Raw genomic sequence first — 15,617 nt, 5'->3', positions numbered from 1 at the left:
CACCGCGTGGGCACGGTGAAGCCGTGACCACGCTACGTCATGCCGGTGTGCCTGAAATGTCCAGCTTAGTTCTGCAACAACCCGTTCACCAATGCCAGGTCATCTTCCTTCAGCGTTCCCGCCGCTGCTTTCAAGCGCAAACCCGCAATCAGCGTGTCATAGCGCGCTTTGGCCAGCAATTGCCGTGTCGAAAAAAGCTGTTGCTGGGCGTTAAGGACGTCGATGTTGATGCGTACGCCGACCTGATACCCGAGCCGGTTCGATTCCAGCGCCGACAGGCTGGAAATTTCGGCTGCCTCGTAGGCCCTGACTTGTGCCAACCCGCTGTTGACGCCCAGGTAGGATTGCCGCGCTGCCTGCGCTGCGATGCGCCGGATGTTGTCGAGGTCGGCGCGGGCTTTTTCTTCCAGGGCGATCGATTCACGAACCTTGCTGGTGACGGCAAAGCCGGCAAACAACGGGATTTGCCATTGCACGCCGACCGTACTGGACGTAATCGAGCCGCTCTGCGTGGTCAGGCTGGGGCTGCTCTGGTTGGTGGTGCCACGGCTGGCGATCAGGTCAACCGTGGGCAAGTGGCCGTCACGGTTGCGGCTGATGTCGCGACGGGCAATCTCGAGCGCCAGTTGCTGGCTGAGGACACCAAAATTCTGTTCCTCGGCGCTACTGACCCAGGGAGCCATCTGCGCCGGTTCCGGTGGGCTGAGCTTGAGGCCGGGACGCAGCGTGGCGAGCGTGCCGGCCGGTTTGCCGATGATTTGTTGCAAGGCGGCGATCTTCACGTCGAGGTCGTTTTGCGCCGCGATTTGCTGGGCGATGGCGAGGTCGTAGCGGGCTTGCGCTTCATTGCTGTCGGTGATGGTGGCAGTGCCGACTTCGAAGTTGCGCTTGGCGGAAGCCAGTTGCTCGCTGATCGCGCTTTCCTGGGCTTTCAGGAAGGCCAGCACGTCCTGCGCTGCCAACACATCGAAGTAGGCTTGCGCGACCCGGGCGATCAGGTCTTGCTGCGCTTGCGCGTAGACGGCATCGCTAATGGCAACCGACAGTTTTCCTTGCTGGTAGGTTTCCCAGTTAGCCATGCGCAGTAGCGGCTGCGTCAGTGTCAGCGCGTAGGTGTTGACGTTGTAGTCGATGCTGCGCGTGGCTGCCGTGGCATTGACCCGGTTGTAGCTGCCACCGACCCCGAGCACCGGCAACAGGCCGGCGCGACCCTGCACACTGCGTTCCTGTCCTGCCTCGCGCGCCGAACGTGCGCTGGCAATCACCGCATCGTTGACCAGGGCATCCCGGTACACCTGCAACAGGTCGGTCGCTCGTACCGGGGACGACAGGAACGCACAAGCCAGCAGCGGGGCGATGACGAAATAACGCATGGATTCTCCGGTGGAATCGGGGGTGGATACAGGGATGTCAGTAGGTCGGCACAGCCGGATCAACCTGCAATGCCCATGCATGCATGCCGCCGGTCAGGTTGGTCACTTCGGTAAACCCTTGTTGCTCAAGAAAATTGGCGACCTGCATGCTGCGCGAACCATGGTGGCAAATGCAGACCACCGGAGTCTCGTCATCGAGTTCGGCCAGTCGCGTCGGGATGCTGCGCATCGGCATCGGTACCGCGCCGGCGAGGTGGCAGGTCTCGAATTCCCACGGCTCGCGGACATCGAGCAGCAAGGGCGCAGGCCGGCTGGTATCGGCCAGCCAGGCGTGCAGTGCGGGAGCAGTCAGGTGGTGCATGGCAGCGGCTCCTTAGAACTTGAATGGCGACGGCGTGAATGCATTGCGCAGCGGCTTGATGACGGTCTCGAACAGATTGACGGTGTCGTAGCCAAGCTCGGAGACGCGCGTGATGACTTGCGCAGTCATGGCAGGCGCATCGCCAACCACGCACAGGATGCGTCCGCCGATCTTGATCTGAGGCAGAAATTCTTGTGGCAGGACCGGCAGCGATCCGGAAATCACGATGACGTCGTAAGGCGCGTTATCGGTCCAGCCGCGCGCGCCATCGCCGAGGATGACATCGACATTGTCGATACCGTAGCGGCACAGGTTGTCCTCGGCCAGCGCCTGCAGGTCTTCTTCGATTTCGATGCTGGTGACGTGGCGTGCACAGCGCGCCAGCAGGGCGGCCATGTAACCGGAGCCGGAGCCGATTTCGAGCACGCTTTCGTGTTTCTTGACACTGGCTTCCTGCAGCATGCGGGCTTCGAATTTCGGCATCAGCATCGATTGGCCGCGTGGCAGCGGGATCTCGGTATCGACGAAGGCCAGCGCGGCGTAGGCGGCCGGCACGAAGGATTCGCGCTTGACCACCATCAGCAGATCGAGGACATCCTGGTCGAGCACATCCCAGGTGCGAATTTGCTGTTCGATCATGTTGAAGCGGGCTTGTTCGATGTTCATGGCGGGGTTCTCAGTGCGTGAAAGGGTGGGCCGGTGGGGGCGCTGCCGGCAACGTGCAGCATTCTAACAAATCACCCCTGCCGGCGGCCTGTCTTCGTGGGCTAGCAAACCCTGCAGCAGCAGGTCGGTGACGCCATGCAAATAGGCTTGCGGCGTGATCGTTGGCAATGCGCAGGGACTGCCAAATGAATGCTTCCACATCATCATCATCATGATCGGTGCGGCGATGACGCTGGTGGCCTGTGCGATATCGAGCGGGCGGAATTCACGGCTGGCGACGCCGCGTTCGAGCACCTGCGCCAGCATGGCATTACCGCGCAGGATGACTTCTTCGTTGTAGAACTTGGCCAGTTCCGGAAAGTTGCGGGCTTCGGCCATGACCAGCTTGGTGATGCCCGACAGCCGGGTTTCGCCGATGCGCTCCCACCAGCCCAGCAGGATCTGGCGTAACAGCAGGGCGCTGCTGCCGGCATGGTCGCGGATCATGGCTTCGGCCTCGCCCAGCAGAGGCACGACGTTCTCGCGCACGACGGCCTTGAACAGCTCTTCCTTGCTGGCGTAATACAGGTACAGCGTGCCTTTGGAGACGCCGGCGACGCGCGCGACGTCATCGAGCCGGGTCGCCGAAAAACCGCGTTCGACGAACAGCGCGAGCGCCGCGTCGAGCAGCTCTTGCGGGCGGGCTTCCTTGCGGCGGGTCCAGCGGGGCGGGGTTTTGAATGGGCAGGGGATCATCGGTCCGGGGTGAGCGGGGTGAACAGAGGGATTTAACTTACTGGCGAGTCAGTAAGCCTGCTGCAATATACGGGGGAGGTTGCGCAGCGTCAAGGCTGGCCGGTCGGCCATCGTCGCGTTGACGGGGTGTGATGGTGGGGCGTGACGGTGGGGCATGCGACAATCCGCCCCCGAGATGTTTTTTACGACCGCACCCGATGACTGAAGACCGCCTGATCGATATCGAAATCAAACTGTCGCGCCAGGAAGATCTGGTCGATTCCCTCAATGAGGTGGTGGTGCGCCAGCAAAAACAGATTACTGAACTGGAAGTGCTATGCGCCGCGCTGGCACGGCATCTGCAGAACGCCGGCGATGCCAGCGGCGAAGGCCGCCTGGCCCACGAGCCGCCACCGCACTATTGAATCCGGAAGACCGACCCGCCATGAATTCGACCAATCATCCGCCAGCGACGCTGACAGACGCCTACCAGCTTATCCACACCCGCCTCAATGGCGAGACCGCCCGCCTGCAGTGGCACGAATTGCTGCCGCATTTTGCGTCGGGCGCGATGGTGACCGTCGATGCCTCGCTGGACTTGATCGATGTGGCGGTCCGCATTTCTCTGGACGATACCGCCGCTGTCAGTGCCTGGATGGGCGATGGCCTGGTGAGTAAGGTCAGCGACGCACTGGCCGCTGCCTGGACCGAGACCGATCCCTTGTTGTGGAGCGTGATTGTCAAGCCATGGATACTGGTCCAGCCTGCGACGCAGGGCTAGGCGTGCCGGCAAGGGCGCGGTAAGCCAGCGCGCCGAGCAGTGCACCGACGACCGGAGCGATCCAGAACAGCCATAACTGCATCAGGTAGGGGCCGCCGGCGAATAGCGCGACACCGGTGCTGCGCGCCGGATTGACCGAGGTATTGGTGACCGGGATGCTGATCAGGTGTATCAGAGTCAGGCACAGGCCGATGGCCAGCGGCGCGAATCCCGGTGGCGCACGGCGGTCGGTACTGCCCAGTATCACCATCAGGAAAATCATCGTCATCACGACTTCGCACAGCGCCGCCGCCTGCAGCGAATAGCCGCCCGGCGATTGTGCGCCGTAGCCATTCGAGGCAAATCCGGCCGCCACATCGAAGCCCTCCTTGCCGCTGGCGATCAGGTACAGCACGGTGGCACCGGCCAGTGCGCCAAGCACCTGCGCGATGATGTAGGGTCCGACCTGACCGGCCGGAAAGCGGCCGCCGGCCCACAAGCCAATCGATACGGCCGGATTGAGATGGCAGCCCGACAGGTGGCCGATGGCAAATGCCATCGTCAGTACCGTCAGGCCGAATGCCAGCGACACGCCAAGCAGGCCGATGTCCAAGCCGGGAAATGCCGCTGCCAGCACTGCGCTACCGCAGCCGCCAAGTACCAGCCAGAATGTTCCGAAAAATTCAGCGCCATAGGCTTTCATGAGAAGTCCTTTCTGTGGTGAGAGACTTACAGGGATACGCGATGTGGCAAAATCCTGCGCACTCTCAGGACTATAGGAGTGGTAATCGCAGCTGATTTGCGCTGGCTCATGAAGTCTTGCTGTCGTTGTTGTTCTCTATCGAAAAAGGATGCCTGTGCCGTTCCATCTCTTGCGCTATGCCATCTTGCTGGTGGTTCTTCAGAGTCTGTCCGCTTGCGTCAGCCTGCCTGGTCCGCGCGAGGCGGTCATTCCGCTGGCGCGTCTGCAACAGACGGTCGAGCGCCGCTTCCCGCTGAACCAGCGGCCGATGGATCTGATCGATATCCACCTGAGCAATCCGCGCCTGGCGCTGCAAGCCGATGACAACCGGATCAGCGTCACCCTTGATGCGCGCGTCGCGCCGGCCTTCACGCGGCGTGTCTGGCAAGGCGATTTCGTGCTGTCGGGACGCTTGCAGCTGGATGCACAGCAGCGTGCGGTCGTGGTGGTGCAGCCGCGCATCGATCGTATCGCGCTCGATGGGATCGATCCGGGCCTGGCCAGTCAGGTGGCGCGGGCAGCCGGGCCGATGGCGGCAGATATTCTGCGCGACATGCCGCTCTATACCTTCGCTGCGGACGACCTGCGTTATGGCGGTACTGCCTTCGTCCCGACCGGTATCACGACGCAGCCGACCGCCCTCGTGGTAATCTTTGCGCCGGCAAAGTAAGCCCGCCACCCTATCTCCAACCTGCAGGACATCGATTCTGCGGGATTTTTCACTCCTCCCAAACGCCCCTACCCATGGATATTGTTCTCGCTCTGAAAGCCCTGATCATGGGCATCGTCGAAGGTTTGACGGAGTTCCTGCCGATCTCGTCGACCGGTCATCTGATCCTCGCCGGCAGCCTGCTCGACTTCACCGGCGAGAAGGTCAAGACCTTCGAAATCGTCATCCAGGCCGGTGCCATCCTGGCCATCGTCTGGGAATATCGCGCCCGTCTGTTGCATGTCTGTACCGGCCTGTTCAGCGATCGCGGCGCACAGAAATTTGCCATCAACCTGGTGATTGCGTTCATCCCGGCCGCCGTGCTCGGATTGATTTTCAGCAGCGCCATCAAGGCCAAGCTGTTTGCGCCGGTGCCGGTCGCGCTGGCCTTCATTGCCGGTGGCCTGATCATTCTGTGGGTCGAGCGTCGCAACAAACTCAGCCCGGTGCCGCCACGGATCGACTCGGTCGACCAGATGACGGCGCTCGACGCGCTCAAGGTCGGTCTGGCGCAAGCCTTCGCGCTGATTCCCGGCACCAGCCGCTCGGGTGCCACCATCATCGGCGGCATGCTGTTCGGTCTATCGCGCAAGGCGGCCACCGAGTTCTCGTTTTTCCTGGCGATCCCGACCCTGCTCGGGGCCACCGTGTACTCGCTGTACAAGGCGCGTGAATTGCTGTCGATGGAGGACTTGCCACTGTTCGGTATCGGCACGCTGGCGGCCTTCGTGTCGGCATTCTTTTGCGTGCGCTGGTTGCTGCGTTACATCAGCTCGCACGATTTCACCATCTTCGCGTGGTACCGCATCGTGTTCGGGTTTGTCATCCTCGCGACCGCTTACAGTGGTTTGGTGGTTTGGGCTGACTAAGTGAGCTGACTAAGTGAGCTGACTAAGTGAGCTGACCGAGCCGCGCTACGATCCATCACCAACACATTTTTGAAGACGGAATGACCGACACCAGTACCCCCGAACGCGCCTTGCACTTGCTGGAAACAGTCTTCGGTTATTCCTCTTTCCGCGGCCAGCAAGCCGAAATTGTCGAGCTGATCGCACAGGGCGGCGACGCCCTGGTGCTGATGCCGACCGGCGGCGGAAAATCGCTGTGTTACCAGATTCCATCGCTGCTGCGCGACGGCGTCGGCGTGGTGATTTCACCGCTGATCGCGCTGATGCAGGACCAGGTCGATGCGCTAGCCGAAGTCGGCGTGCGGGCTGCGTTCCTGAACTCGACCCAGACCTACGAAGAAGCCTCGCGCATCGAACGCATGGTGCGTGCCGGTGAACTCGATCTGGTTTATGTCGCGCCGGAACGGTTGATGACGCCGCGCTGCCTGGACCTGCTGTCGGCCTCGAAGATCGCGCTATTTGCGATCGACGAGGCGCATTGCGTGTCGCAATGGGGCCATGATTTCCGTCCCGAATACATCAAGCTGTCTATCCTGCACGAGCGTTTTCCGGACGTGCCGCGCATTGCGCTGACGGCCACCGCCGACCAGCAAACCCGTACCGAGATCGCCCATCGTCTGCAGCTCGACGCCGCCAGGATGTTCATCTCGTCGTTCGATCGTCCCAACATCCGCTACCAGATCGTCGAGAAAGCCAACGGCCGCAAGCAGTTGCTCGACTTTATCCAGGCCGAGCACACGGGCGACGCCGGCATCGTGTACTGCCTGTCGCGCAAGAAAGTCGAAGAGACCGCCGAATTCCTGAACGCCAGCGGCATCCGCGCCTTGCCGTATCACGCCGGTATGAAGTTCGAGGAACGCAGCCGGAACCAGGCGCGTTTCCTGCGCGAAGAAGGCATCGTGATGACCGCCACAATCGCCTTCGGCATGGGCATCGACAAACCCGATGTGCGCTTCGTCGCCCATCTGGATCTGCCAAAAAGTATCGAAGGCTACTATCAGGAAACCGGGCGTGCCGGCCGGGATGGCCAGCCTGCCAATGCGTGGATGGCCTATGGTTTGCAGGATGTGGTGCAGCAGCGCCGCATGATCGATGAATCCGAAGCCGACGAAACTTTCAAGCGCGTGCTCGGTGTCAAGCTCGACGCGATGCTGGGTCTGTGCGAAACGCTCGGTTGCCGGCGTCGCCATTTGCTCGAGTATTTCGGCCAGAGTTCGCAGCCCTGCGGCAATTGCGATACCTGCCTCAATCCGCCGGTGTCGTTCAATGCCACGGTGCCGGTGCAAAAGTTGTTGTCGGCGATTTACCGGGTGGATCAGCGCTTCGGTGCCGGCCACGTGCTCGATGTGTTGCGCGGTATTGATTCCGACAAGATCAAGCAATGGCGCCATGACCAGCTGTCGGTCTTCGGCATCGGCTCGGACACCAGCGAAGCCGAGTGGCGCGCCATCCTGCGCCAGTCGATTGCGCTGGGTTTGGTTGCTGTCGATTACGAGTCGTACAACGCCCTCAAGCTGACCGATGCCGCCAGGCCGGTTTTGCGCGGCGGTGAGCAGGTCCAGTTGCGCGAATACCAGAAACCGGTCAAGGCCAAGCGGGCCGCTTCCGGCAAGGCACCGAAGGGCTATGTCGAGAACGAACTGTCCGGACTCGATCAGGTCATTTTCGACAAGCTGCGCTGGTGGCGCGTCGAGACCGCCCGCAAGCACAACGTACCGGCCTACGTGATTTTCCACGACGCCACGATGCGCGAAATCGCCAAGGCGCGACCGGGCTCGCTCGATGATTTGCGCGGTGTCAGCGGCGTCGGCGAGAAGAAGCTGGAGACGTACGGGGCGGAGATTGTCGGGTTGATTGCGGAGCTGGTAGAGGGTTAGGCGTACGCGCACCAGTCCTCACCATTGGCAACACTTTCGTAGAATGGGCACGGGGGTATCGTGCCTACGCGGATGCACCGCCGAGCCGGTGGAACTGGAAGGGCGAGTGCGTTGCCGATGACTTTCGGGGCAGCACCTGCCGTCCGGTTCCGCGTCCCCAACCAAAAAAGCGCTGCACATTGCGATGACATGCCGCGATTTATTCAGGCATCAACGCGTGCAAGCCGATTCTTTTCGACTACGAACAAGGTATCGTCATCGCGCAGCAAATAAAGCGAGACGCACGCAGCGAGCATCGGCCACGCGGCGAAGAACAGCATGTGCTTCCATGGATCCAGATATTGGCCAAAGGAAGACAAGGTGGAACTGGCGTGCAGCAATAACACGATGCCGTAAGTCCATTGCTTCTTGTAGCCGAGCACGAACCCCAGAATGAGCAGCATTTCCAGCGCACCAAGTGCGTAGACAATTTGTGTGCCGGCACCCGCCAAAAAGTAAAATTTTTCAAGAATTGCCGCGCTGTGACCGGGATTGACGAACTTGTCGAGCGTCCACATCAACATCACAATAAATACTCCCAGGCGCAAGAACAACAGCGACAAGGGTAAGTTCCGATTGACCTTTACCATATCCCATCCTTTTTCATGACCATGCTTGCCGAACATTACGGGCAATGCGGTGCCTCGTCACGGCCTGACTTTCCCGGCGGGCGGGCGCAGATATCGGCGGCAGCCCGCCCGGAAAAACAGGGCCTTGAGCGACAGTTATCAGTCGACCTTGTACGCGGCAAACTGTTTGTCTACTTCGGTACCAAAAGCTTGATTGCTGTAGTTACTCAGCACTTTGACGGAGCCGGCCAGCATGATGTAGAGCAGGTCGCGTTCCTGGTAGCCGGCATCCATGAATGCCGTGACGATGGCGGCTTCCGGTTGGCCGTGCTTGGCAAACATTTCGACGGCCATCGCCGACAGGGCGGCCAGCCTGGCATCAGGAATCGGCTGGCGGGCGCGGATGGCTTGCAGTACGTCGGCGGGCACGCCCGACATCTTGTCGGCAATCATGCTGTGGGCTGCCGTACAGTAGTCGCAGCCATTAAATTGGCTGATGGAGAGAAACACGACTTCCTGCTCGCAGGGCGTGAAACCGGACTCCTTGCGGAAGACATCGTAGCCCTGCAAATAGGTGCCCAGCAGGCCCGGTGCGTTGGCCATGTTGGCGTACATGTTGGGAATAAAACCGACCTGCTTCAAGGCCAGATCAAGGACGTCTTTTTGGGCACCGGTGGCGTGCGCGTGATCGACCGGCGGGATGTTGTGAATGATAGTTTTGGACATGGATATGGCTCCTGAAAGTGGGTGGGGACAGCATGCCAGCGTGACATCACGTGGCTGCGTCCGGCAGGCTTTCATTTTAGGGCCGCTGTCTCCTGCGCAGTGAACCGAGCGTCTCGTTCTGTTTTCCCTGCGTTTCAAGTTGCGGTGACGGACGATGTTTTCCGTTCATTGAGCCAGTCGGTCGGCGAGCAACCCAGCTTGCGCACGAACACCCGGGTCAGTGCACTGGCGCTGCCGTACCCGACATCACAGGCCACTTGCTTAAGTGGCTGACCCTGTTTGAGCAAACGCTGCGCCGTCAGCAGACGCCAGGTGGCGAGGTAGTCGGCCGGCGTATCGCCGGTGACTGCGCGGAACTTGACCGCAAAGCGCGCACGCGACATGCCTGCCGCGGCGGCCATGTCCGACAGTTGCCATGCGCGGGCGGGATCGGCATGGATGTCGATCAGCGCTTTGGCCAGCCGGCTGTCAGCCAGTCCGGCGAGGGTGCCGCCTTGTGTCACGCCTTGATCGATACAGTGCCGCAGCAAACGGATCATCAACACTTCGCACAGGCGGTCCAGCGCCGCCTGACTGCCCGCCTGTCCGGAAAACGCCTCATCAAACATCAATCCCAACAGCGCCTCCACCCCGGGCAGTGTGGCCAGCGTCACCAGCACGACATCCGGCAGCGAGTCCGTGACGGGATTGCGCCCGCCAATGCCAAACAGGACGGTGCTGCACACCACATCGGCCCCGGCACCGTCATCGGCAACCAGATGATGTTGTTGCGGGCGCGGCAAGAAAAGGATGCTCGGCTCGCTGATATCGATGACATCATCGCGTACCCCGACCACCTGTGCCGGCCCTCGCCTGATCAGATGGATATGCCCGTGCATGGCATCTTCCTCAAAGTGGTGGATGCCGCACAGCTTGCCGGTATAAAAGACGCCGGCACGCAGCGAAAAATGATTCAGCAGCGTCGTTAGTCTATCCATGCTGGCGCTCGCTTTCGGGGGGGAGTAGGCAACCGGTCTCTCGAAAAACCTGGTCGTGATTGGCGGGATCCGGGATCTGTTCTACAGCGATCAGGCCCGCGCTGCGCATCATCACACGGATTATTTCCGGGCGACGTATTCTTGCGGCGGCGGCGACGGCGTGACGGTACATCCTCGCAAGAGATTTTCGCCGGGCCGTTCCGTAGTCCCTGCACTCCCCGCACCTGAATTACCCGAACAGGAATCGACATGACCCCTTCTGCCCATTGCTTCATTCCGTATCCCGATGCACCGGTCGCCGCCGGCACCGGCCCGCTGTCGGACCTGACGTTCGCGGTCAAGGATATCTTTGACGTCGCCGGTTATCCGACCGGTTGCGGCAATCCGCACATGCTGGCACTGTCCGGCATCAAGCCCACATCGGCGTCGGTAGTGCGGGCGCTGGCAGGTGCCGGCGCCCGCTTCGTCGGCAAGACCTGCACCGACGAACTGGCGTTTTCGATGAACGGCAAGAACGCGCATTTCGGCACGCCGCGCAATGGCGGCGCACCGGATCGTATTCCCGGTGGATCCAGTTCAGGCTCGGCCTCGGCGGTCTCGAACGGGCTGGCCGATATCGCGCTGGGCACCGATACCGGCGGCTCGGTACGGGCTCCGGCCAGCCATTGCGGCCTGGTCGGCTTGCGTCCGACCCATGCCCGCGTGAGCCTGCAAGGGGCGATGGACCTCGCACCGGACTTCGATACCTGCGGCTGGTTCACGCGCGACATCGCCACCTTCGCGCGGGTCGGCGACGTGCTGCTCGGCGTTGATACCTGTGCCTTGCCCGCCGCACCGCAAGTGCTGCTGGCCGTCGACGTGCTCGACTTGCTCTCACCGCGCGTGCAGCAAGTTTTTGCCGATGCGTTGGGGCGCTTGTCGCCGGTCCTCGGTACGCTGCACGAAGTCACCGCGGCGGCACCATCGTTCGATGCGCTGTACTGGGCGTTCCGGCATATCCAGGGTTATCAGGCCTGGCAGCAGCATGGCGCGTGCATCGAACAATACTGCTTGCAACTCGGCCCCGGCGTGGCCGATCGTTTCCGCTGGTCGAGTACCGTCACCGCCGCACAGATGCGGGAATACTCGGCCATCCGCACCACCTTCGCAGCCCACTTTGCGGCGCTGCTCGGCAACGACAAGGTCATGGTCCTGCCAAGCATGCCCGACATCGCGCCGCTGCTGACGGACTCCGAAACCGCGCTTGAAAATTATCGCAACCAGGCCATCCGCATGCTGTGCCTGTCGGGCTTGTCCGGAATGCCGCAGATATCGCTGCCGCTGATGACCATCGATGGTGCGCCGTTCGGTTTTTCAGTGATCGGTCCGGCCGGCAGCGACCAGTCGCTGATCGCTTTTGCACGCACGCTGATGGAGGCGTGAATGCACTGGAAGCCTCGGCCCGGACCATGCAGGAAGTCGTGGCGATGGCGAATCGCTCAGCGACGAATGGCCGCTGACACCGCCGGATCGCAGATACGGTTATGCCTGTCAAGTTCAATGCAGCCCGGTGGTTGCGCTGGAAATCAGGAGGGAGTCATGTGTGCTGCACAGATGGTTGTTGTTCGCGCCAGGCCGCACCGGCTGCATCGGCTGGCATAGGCTTGAAGAAGTGGTAGCCCTGCACGAAATCGACGCCCATCGCCTGCAGCAGGTCGACCTCGGCGGCCGTTTCGGCGCCTTCGGCGACCACGTCCAGGCCCAGGGTGTTGGCCAGCATCACGATCACTTCGACGATCTGGCGTTTGTCGTCGTGGCGATCCATCTGGCTGACGAAGGACCGGTCGATTTTCAAGGTATGGATCGGCAGGCGTCGCAATTGACTGAGCGACGAATAGCCGGTGCCGAAATCATCAAGCGACAGCTTGACGTTCAACTCCTTGAGCTGCCGGAAAATGTCCAGCGCGTGCTCAGGGTCTGCCATCACCATGCTTTCGGTCAGTTCCAGTGTCAGGGTGCCGGCGAGGATGCCGGTCTCTTTCAGGGTCTGTGCGACCAGTGCGACCAGGCCATTGCCGGACAGTTGTATCGCCGACAGATTCACACTCATGGTCATTGGCTGTCCACTCTCGTCCTGCCAGAGGCGTAACTGGCGGCAGGCCTGACCGAGGATCCAGCCACCCATCGCGCTGATCAGGCCGATCTCTTCGGCCACCGGGATAAATTCGGCCGGGCCGGCAGCGCCGTACACCGGATGTTCCCAGCGCAGCAGTGCCTCGAACCCGCGGATCACGCCGTCGCGCGGGGTGACAACCGGCTGGTAGGCCAGCCACAATTGGCCTCGCTCCTGCGCCAGGCGCAGTTCCGATTCCAGCTGCAGGCGGCGCAAGGCCTTTTCCTGCATCGCGCTGTCGAACATGACCCAGCGCGCCCGGCCCTGCTGCTTGGCATGGTACATGGCGATATCGGCGTCGCGCAGCATGTCTTGCACGTCGTCGTAGCCGTTCTTGTTGAGTGCGATGCCGATGCTGGCCGTGACGATGACCTGCTGCCCGTCAAGCACGAAGGCGTCGGCCATGGCGCTCATCAGTCTTTCGGCCACGCGCACAGGAACCTGCGCACTGTTGATATTGTCGAGCAGGATGGTGAATTCGTCGCCGCCCATACGCGCCAGGATATCGCCGCTGCCGCTGCTGCTGCCGCTCTGGTCGCCGGCACCGCGCGAGACCAGGTCCGTCTGGCGCAGCGAGGCGCTCAGGCGGTTGGCTGTGGCGATGATCAGCTGGTCACCGGCCTGATGACCCAGCCCATCGTTGATACCTTTGAAGCGGTCCAGGTCGAGAAATAGCACGCAGAACTGGTAGCCGGGCATGCGCCGGGCGCGCAACTGGGCCTGCTGCAAACGGTCGAGGAACAGCTTGCGGTTGCCCAAACGGGTCAGCGGATCGTGCAGCGCGTCATGCATCAGCTTTTCTCTGGTGCGCTCGCGCTCGACCACGCGCCCGAGCTGGATGCCGATCTGCGCCATCAGGCGTAATAGCGCCTCATCGGGAGTCTGGTAGGCCATGCTGAAAAATTCGAGCACCGCCACCACTTCGGTGTCGATCATGACCGGGAACGCAAACAAGGAGCACAGGCCTGCGCGCTGCGCTTCCGGCAGGCGCGGATAGGCACCTGCATCGGGACTGCCGGCGTTGATCCAGGCCGGTGCGCTGCCTTCACATACCTTGCCCGGAAGCCCGATGCACCGTCCGAAAGCGATCGATTCGGTCAGCGTGCGCAGCGTGTCGTAGCGACCGTTGCTCTCGTCATGCCAGATGGGGGTGGAATTGAGGGGGCGGCTGGCGTCGTCGTCGACCAGCAGCAAATGGCCCAGCGGCCAGTAGGCGAACTTGCATATGGCGGCGAGGGCATGGCGCATCGCTTCTTCGACGCTGGCAGCGGCGTTCGCTGACGCGGCTATCGTTTCGAGCAAGACGATTTCCTGTTGGCGCTGGAACAGGTCGCGCAGGCCGCGTTCGGCAATCAGTTCTGCTTCCTGGCGCGCCGAGGTTTCGCGGCGCAAACGCCGGTTCAGGCGTGTAATTTCGGCGTCGGCAGGTGTCGCCAGAGCGTTGTTAGTGGAATCGGACATGGAGCACGCACCTGGAAGCGCCGTCGTGCATGCACTGTGGTTGCGTAATTTCGGCCCGCTCATGGAAATGTTCTGCGGCGCCCATCACGAAACCTTCCGCCAATGTGCACATCTTGCGCGCTGAGCTGTAGCCGATGAGCAGGCTGCCATCGTCGCTTGCCCCGAAATCGAACACCGGTGTCATCGACCCCGGATACAGCTTATGCACCTCGGGATGAATGATGTTGTTGAGGGTGAGCAAAAAACTGCGCGTTCCCTCATGGCCGATGAAAAAATCGGGATAGCGGATAGCCAGCATGGGCATGGCGCGCTGGCCGAACCAGCGCAGAATATCCTGAGGCGGCAAGTTCAGCGCCTCCGATGCCGCGCCGACCAGGGCGACGATTTCACCGTCGGCATAGTTGCCGAGGGAAGTGTAGGCGCCGGACAAATTCGCTTCATCGAGCAGCTTGTCCCAGGTTGCTTCGCCGAACTCCTTGCTGACAGCTTCCTCGAGCAGATTAAAAACAATGCCTTTCATGCGGTGCCTCGTGACGATATCGTGGGGAGAGATAGTACGCCTTTCGGTAGCAAAACTTTTTCTACCATTCAAAGCCCTGCGCACACCCGCCCCGTTCTTTGCAGCTACTGCTGCACCCCGCCTACCGCGTCCTGCGCCAGCACTTGCAACGCCACTGGCGCAACCGTGACCGACAGTTCGGACGGTGCCGGCACCCGCACCGGTTTGCCGCGCATGTCGGTGTTGCTCAGTACGTTGCCGATGACCTCGGGCGCGGCATCCCAGACCGGGTTGTCGATGCCGTCAAAGACGCGCTTGAGCTGCTGGCCCCAGCTGTCGCGGATCATGCGGAAGTATTGATTTTTTTCATCGATAGTGACGAAACGGGTGACGGCTAGCCGATCGGCTTCGTAGACCAGCAGGTCGAGCGGCAGGCCGACCGAGATGTTCGAGCGCAGCGTGGAATCCATCGAGATCAGCGCGCACTTGGCCGCTTCATCGAGCGAGGTATCGAGGCTGACCACGCGGTCGATGATCGGCTTGCCGTATTTTGCTTCGCCGATCTGCAGGTAGACACTGTCATCAAGCGATTCGATAAAATTGCCGGCGCTGTAAATCTGGAACAGCCGGCAGCGTTCACCCTTGATCTGGCCGCCGAAGATCATGCTGGCATTGAACGAGATGCCGAATTTGTCGAGTGCCTGCGAGTCGCGGTCATGTACGGTACGGATCGCGTCGCCGAGGATCTGGGCCGCTTCATACATCGAGGTCGCGGTCCAGAGCGTGCGGCCGGCCTTGTTCTTGTGGTCGGTCAGCAGTTGTCGTACCGATTGCGAGATGGCCAGATTACCTGCGGTGAGCATGACCATCATCCGGTCGCCGGGAATCTCGAACACGCTCATCTTGCGGAAGGTGCCGACATGGTCGACGCCGGCATTGGTACGGGAATCAGAGAGAAAAACCAGACCTGCGTCGAGACGCATGGCAACGCAATAAGTCATGGTGCATACCGGTAATAAATCGAGTAAACGATTTTACAGACTCTGGCGGGTATTTTCTTTTTGGAAATTAAAATTAATCAGGA

17 protein-coding genes are annotated in these 15,617 nt (G+C 61.3%); 6 read left to right on the top strand and 11 right to left on the bottom strand.

All coding sequences use genetic code 11. The features are described 5' to 3' along the window. Positions 1-65: 65 nt before the first annotated feature. From RHM62_RS18420 to RHM62_RS18405, 4 genes are all read right to left on the bottom strand, one after another. Complete coding sequence (locus RHM62_RS18420) at positions 66-1,373, bottom strand: TolC family outer membrane protein (RefSeq protein WP_322123474.1); 1,308 nt, start codon at positions 1,371-1,373, stop codon at positions 66-68. 37 nt (positions 1,374-1,410) lie between these two features. Further along, complete coding sequence (locus tag RHM62_RS18415; protein WP_322123473.1) at positions 1,411-1,734, bottom strand: rhodanese-like domain-containing protein; 324 nt, start codon at positions 1,732-1,734, stop codon at positions 1,411-1,413. Positions 1,735-1,746: 12 nt separating this feature from the next. Next, positions 1,747-2,400 carry a protein-L-isoaspartate O-methyltransferase gene (locus RHM62_RS18410; protein ID WP_322123472.1) on the bottom strand — a complete coding sequence of 218 codons (654 nt, stop codon included), beginning with the start codon at positions 2,398-2,400 and terminating at the stop codon, positions 1,747-1,749. A 63-nt stretch (positions 2,401-2,463) separates the two neighbouring features. After that, positions 2,464-3,135, bottom strand: coding sequence for a TetR/AcrR family transcriptional regulator (locus tag RHM62_RS18405; protein WP_322123471.1), 672 nt, complete (start codon positions 3,133-3,135; stop codon positions 2,464-2,466). 197 nt (positions 3,136-3,332) lie between these two features. Between RHM62_RS18405 and RHM62_RS18400 the strand changes: the two genes are divergently transcribed. Continuing rightward, positions 3,333-3,539: a SlyX family protein gene (locus RHM62_RS18400; RefSeq protein ID WP_009666745.1), complete on the top strand. Its 207-nt coding sequence runs from the start codon at positions 3,333-3,335 to the stop codon at positions 3,537-3,539. 20 nt (positions 3,540-3,559) lie between these two features. Next, positions 3,560-3,895, top strand: a complete 336-nt coding sequence (locus RHM62_RS18395; RefSeq protein WP_322123470.1) for a DUF2288 domain-containing protein — start codon at positions 3,560-3,562, stop codon at positions 3,893-3,895. Here the strand turns inward: RHM62_RS18395 and aqpZ are convergent. Then, entirely contained in the window at positions 3,855-4,577 is a 723-nt protein-coding gene (aqpZ, locus tag RHM62_RS18390; RefSeq protein WP_322123469.1) for an aquaporin Z, read from the bottom strand. The two genes, RHM62_RS18395 and aqpZ, sit on opposite strands and share 41 nt — an antisense overlap. A 154-nt stretch (positions 4,578-4,731) precedes the next feature. Between aqpZ and RHM62_RS18385 the strand changes: the two genes are divergently transcribed. The 3 genes from RHM62_RS18385 (at position 4,732) to recQ (ending at position 8,110) form a co-directional block, all read left to right on the top strand. Then, on the top strand, positions 4,732-5,286 hold the full coding sequence (locus tag RHM62_RS18385; RefSeq protein ID WP_322123468.1) for a DUF1439 domain-containing protein: 555 nt from the start codon (positions 4,732-4,734) through the stop codon (positions 5,284-5,286). 74 nt (positions 5,287-5,360) lie between these two features. Next, on the top strand, positions 5,361-6,194 hold the full coding sequence (locus RHM62_RS18380; RefSeq protein ID WP_322123467.1) for an undecaprenyl-diphosphate phosphatase: 834 nt from the start codon (positions 5,361-5,363) through the stop codon (positions 6,192-6,194). Between the two features lie 80 nt (positions 6,195-6,274). Then, on the top strand, positions 6,275-8,110 hold the full coding sequence (gene recQ / locus RHM62_RS18375; RefSeq protein WP_322123466.1) for a DNA helicase RecQ: 1,836 nt from the start codon (positions 6,275-6,277) through the stop codon (positions 8,108-8,110). A 203-nt stretch (positions 8,111-8,313) separates the two neighbouring features. Here recQ and RHM62_RS18370 read toward each other — a convergent pair whose 3' ends face one another. From RHM62_RS18370 to RHM62_RS18360, 3 genes are all read right to left on the bottom strand, one after another. After that, positions 8,314-8,712, bottom strand: coding sequence for a hypothetical protein (locus tag RHM62_RS18370; protein WP_322123465.1), 399 nt, complete (start codon positions 8,710-8,712; stop codon positions 8,314-8,316). Positions 8,713-8,877: 165 nt separating this feature from the next. After that, positions 8,878-9,444 (bottom strand): carboxymuconolactone decarboxylase family protein, encoded by a 567-nt coding sequence (locus RHM62_RS18365; protein ID WP_322123464.1) that lies wholly within the window; start codon positions 9,442-9,444, stop codon positions 8,878-8,880. Between the two features lie 134 nt (positions 9,445-9,578). Then, positions 9,579-10,421 (bottom strand): AraC family transcriptional regulator, encoded by an 843-nt coding sequence (locus RHM62_RS18360; protein ID WP_322123463.1) that lies wholly within the window; start codon positions 10,419-10,421, stop codon positions 9,579-9,581. 249 nt (positions 10,422-10,670) lie between these two features. On the opposite strand from RHM62_RS18360, the gene RHM62_RS18355 reads away from it, so the two are divergent. Continuing rightward, positions 10,671-11,843, top strand: coding sequence for an amidase (locus RHM62_RS18355; protein WP_322123462.1), 1,173 nt, complete (start codon positions 10,671-10,673; stop codon positions 11,841-11,843). Positions 11,844-11,997: 154 nt separating this feature from the next. Here the strand turns inward: RHM62_RS18355 and RHM62_RS18350 are convergent, their stop codons facing one another. The 3 genes from RHM62_RS18350 to RHM62_RS18340 form a co-directional block, all read right to left on the bottom strand. Beyond that, on the bottom strand, positions 11,998-14,034 hold the full coding sequence (locus RHM62_RS18350) for a GGDEF domain-containing protein (RefSeq protein ID WP_322123461.1): 2,037 nt from the start codon (positions 14,032-14,034) through the stop codon (positions 11,998-12,000). Further along, entirely contained in the window at positions 14,018-14,554 is a 537-nt protein-coding gene (locus RHM62_RS18345; protein ID WP_322123460.1) for a heme NO-binding domain-containing protein, read from the bottom strand. The genes RHM62_RS18350 and RHM62_RS18345 overlap by 17 nt, the downstream gene beginning before the upstream one ends. 104 nt (positions 14,555-14,658) lie before the next feature. After that, a complete protein-coding gene (locus tag RHM62_RS18340) occupies positions 14,659-15,534 on the bottom strand; it encodes a proteasome-type protease (RefSeq protein ID WP_322123459.1) in 876 nt (291 codons plus the stop codon). Between the last annotated feature and the right edge of the window lie 83 nt (positions 15,535-15,617).

This window comes from Actimicrobium sp. CCC2.4 (assembly GCF_034347385.1).
Classification (GTDB): Bacteria; Pseudomonadota; Gammaproteobacteria; order Burkholderiales; family Burkholderiaceae_D; genus Actimicrobium.
This window is presented reverse-complemented; position numbering and strand designations above follow the sequence as displayed.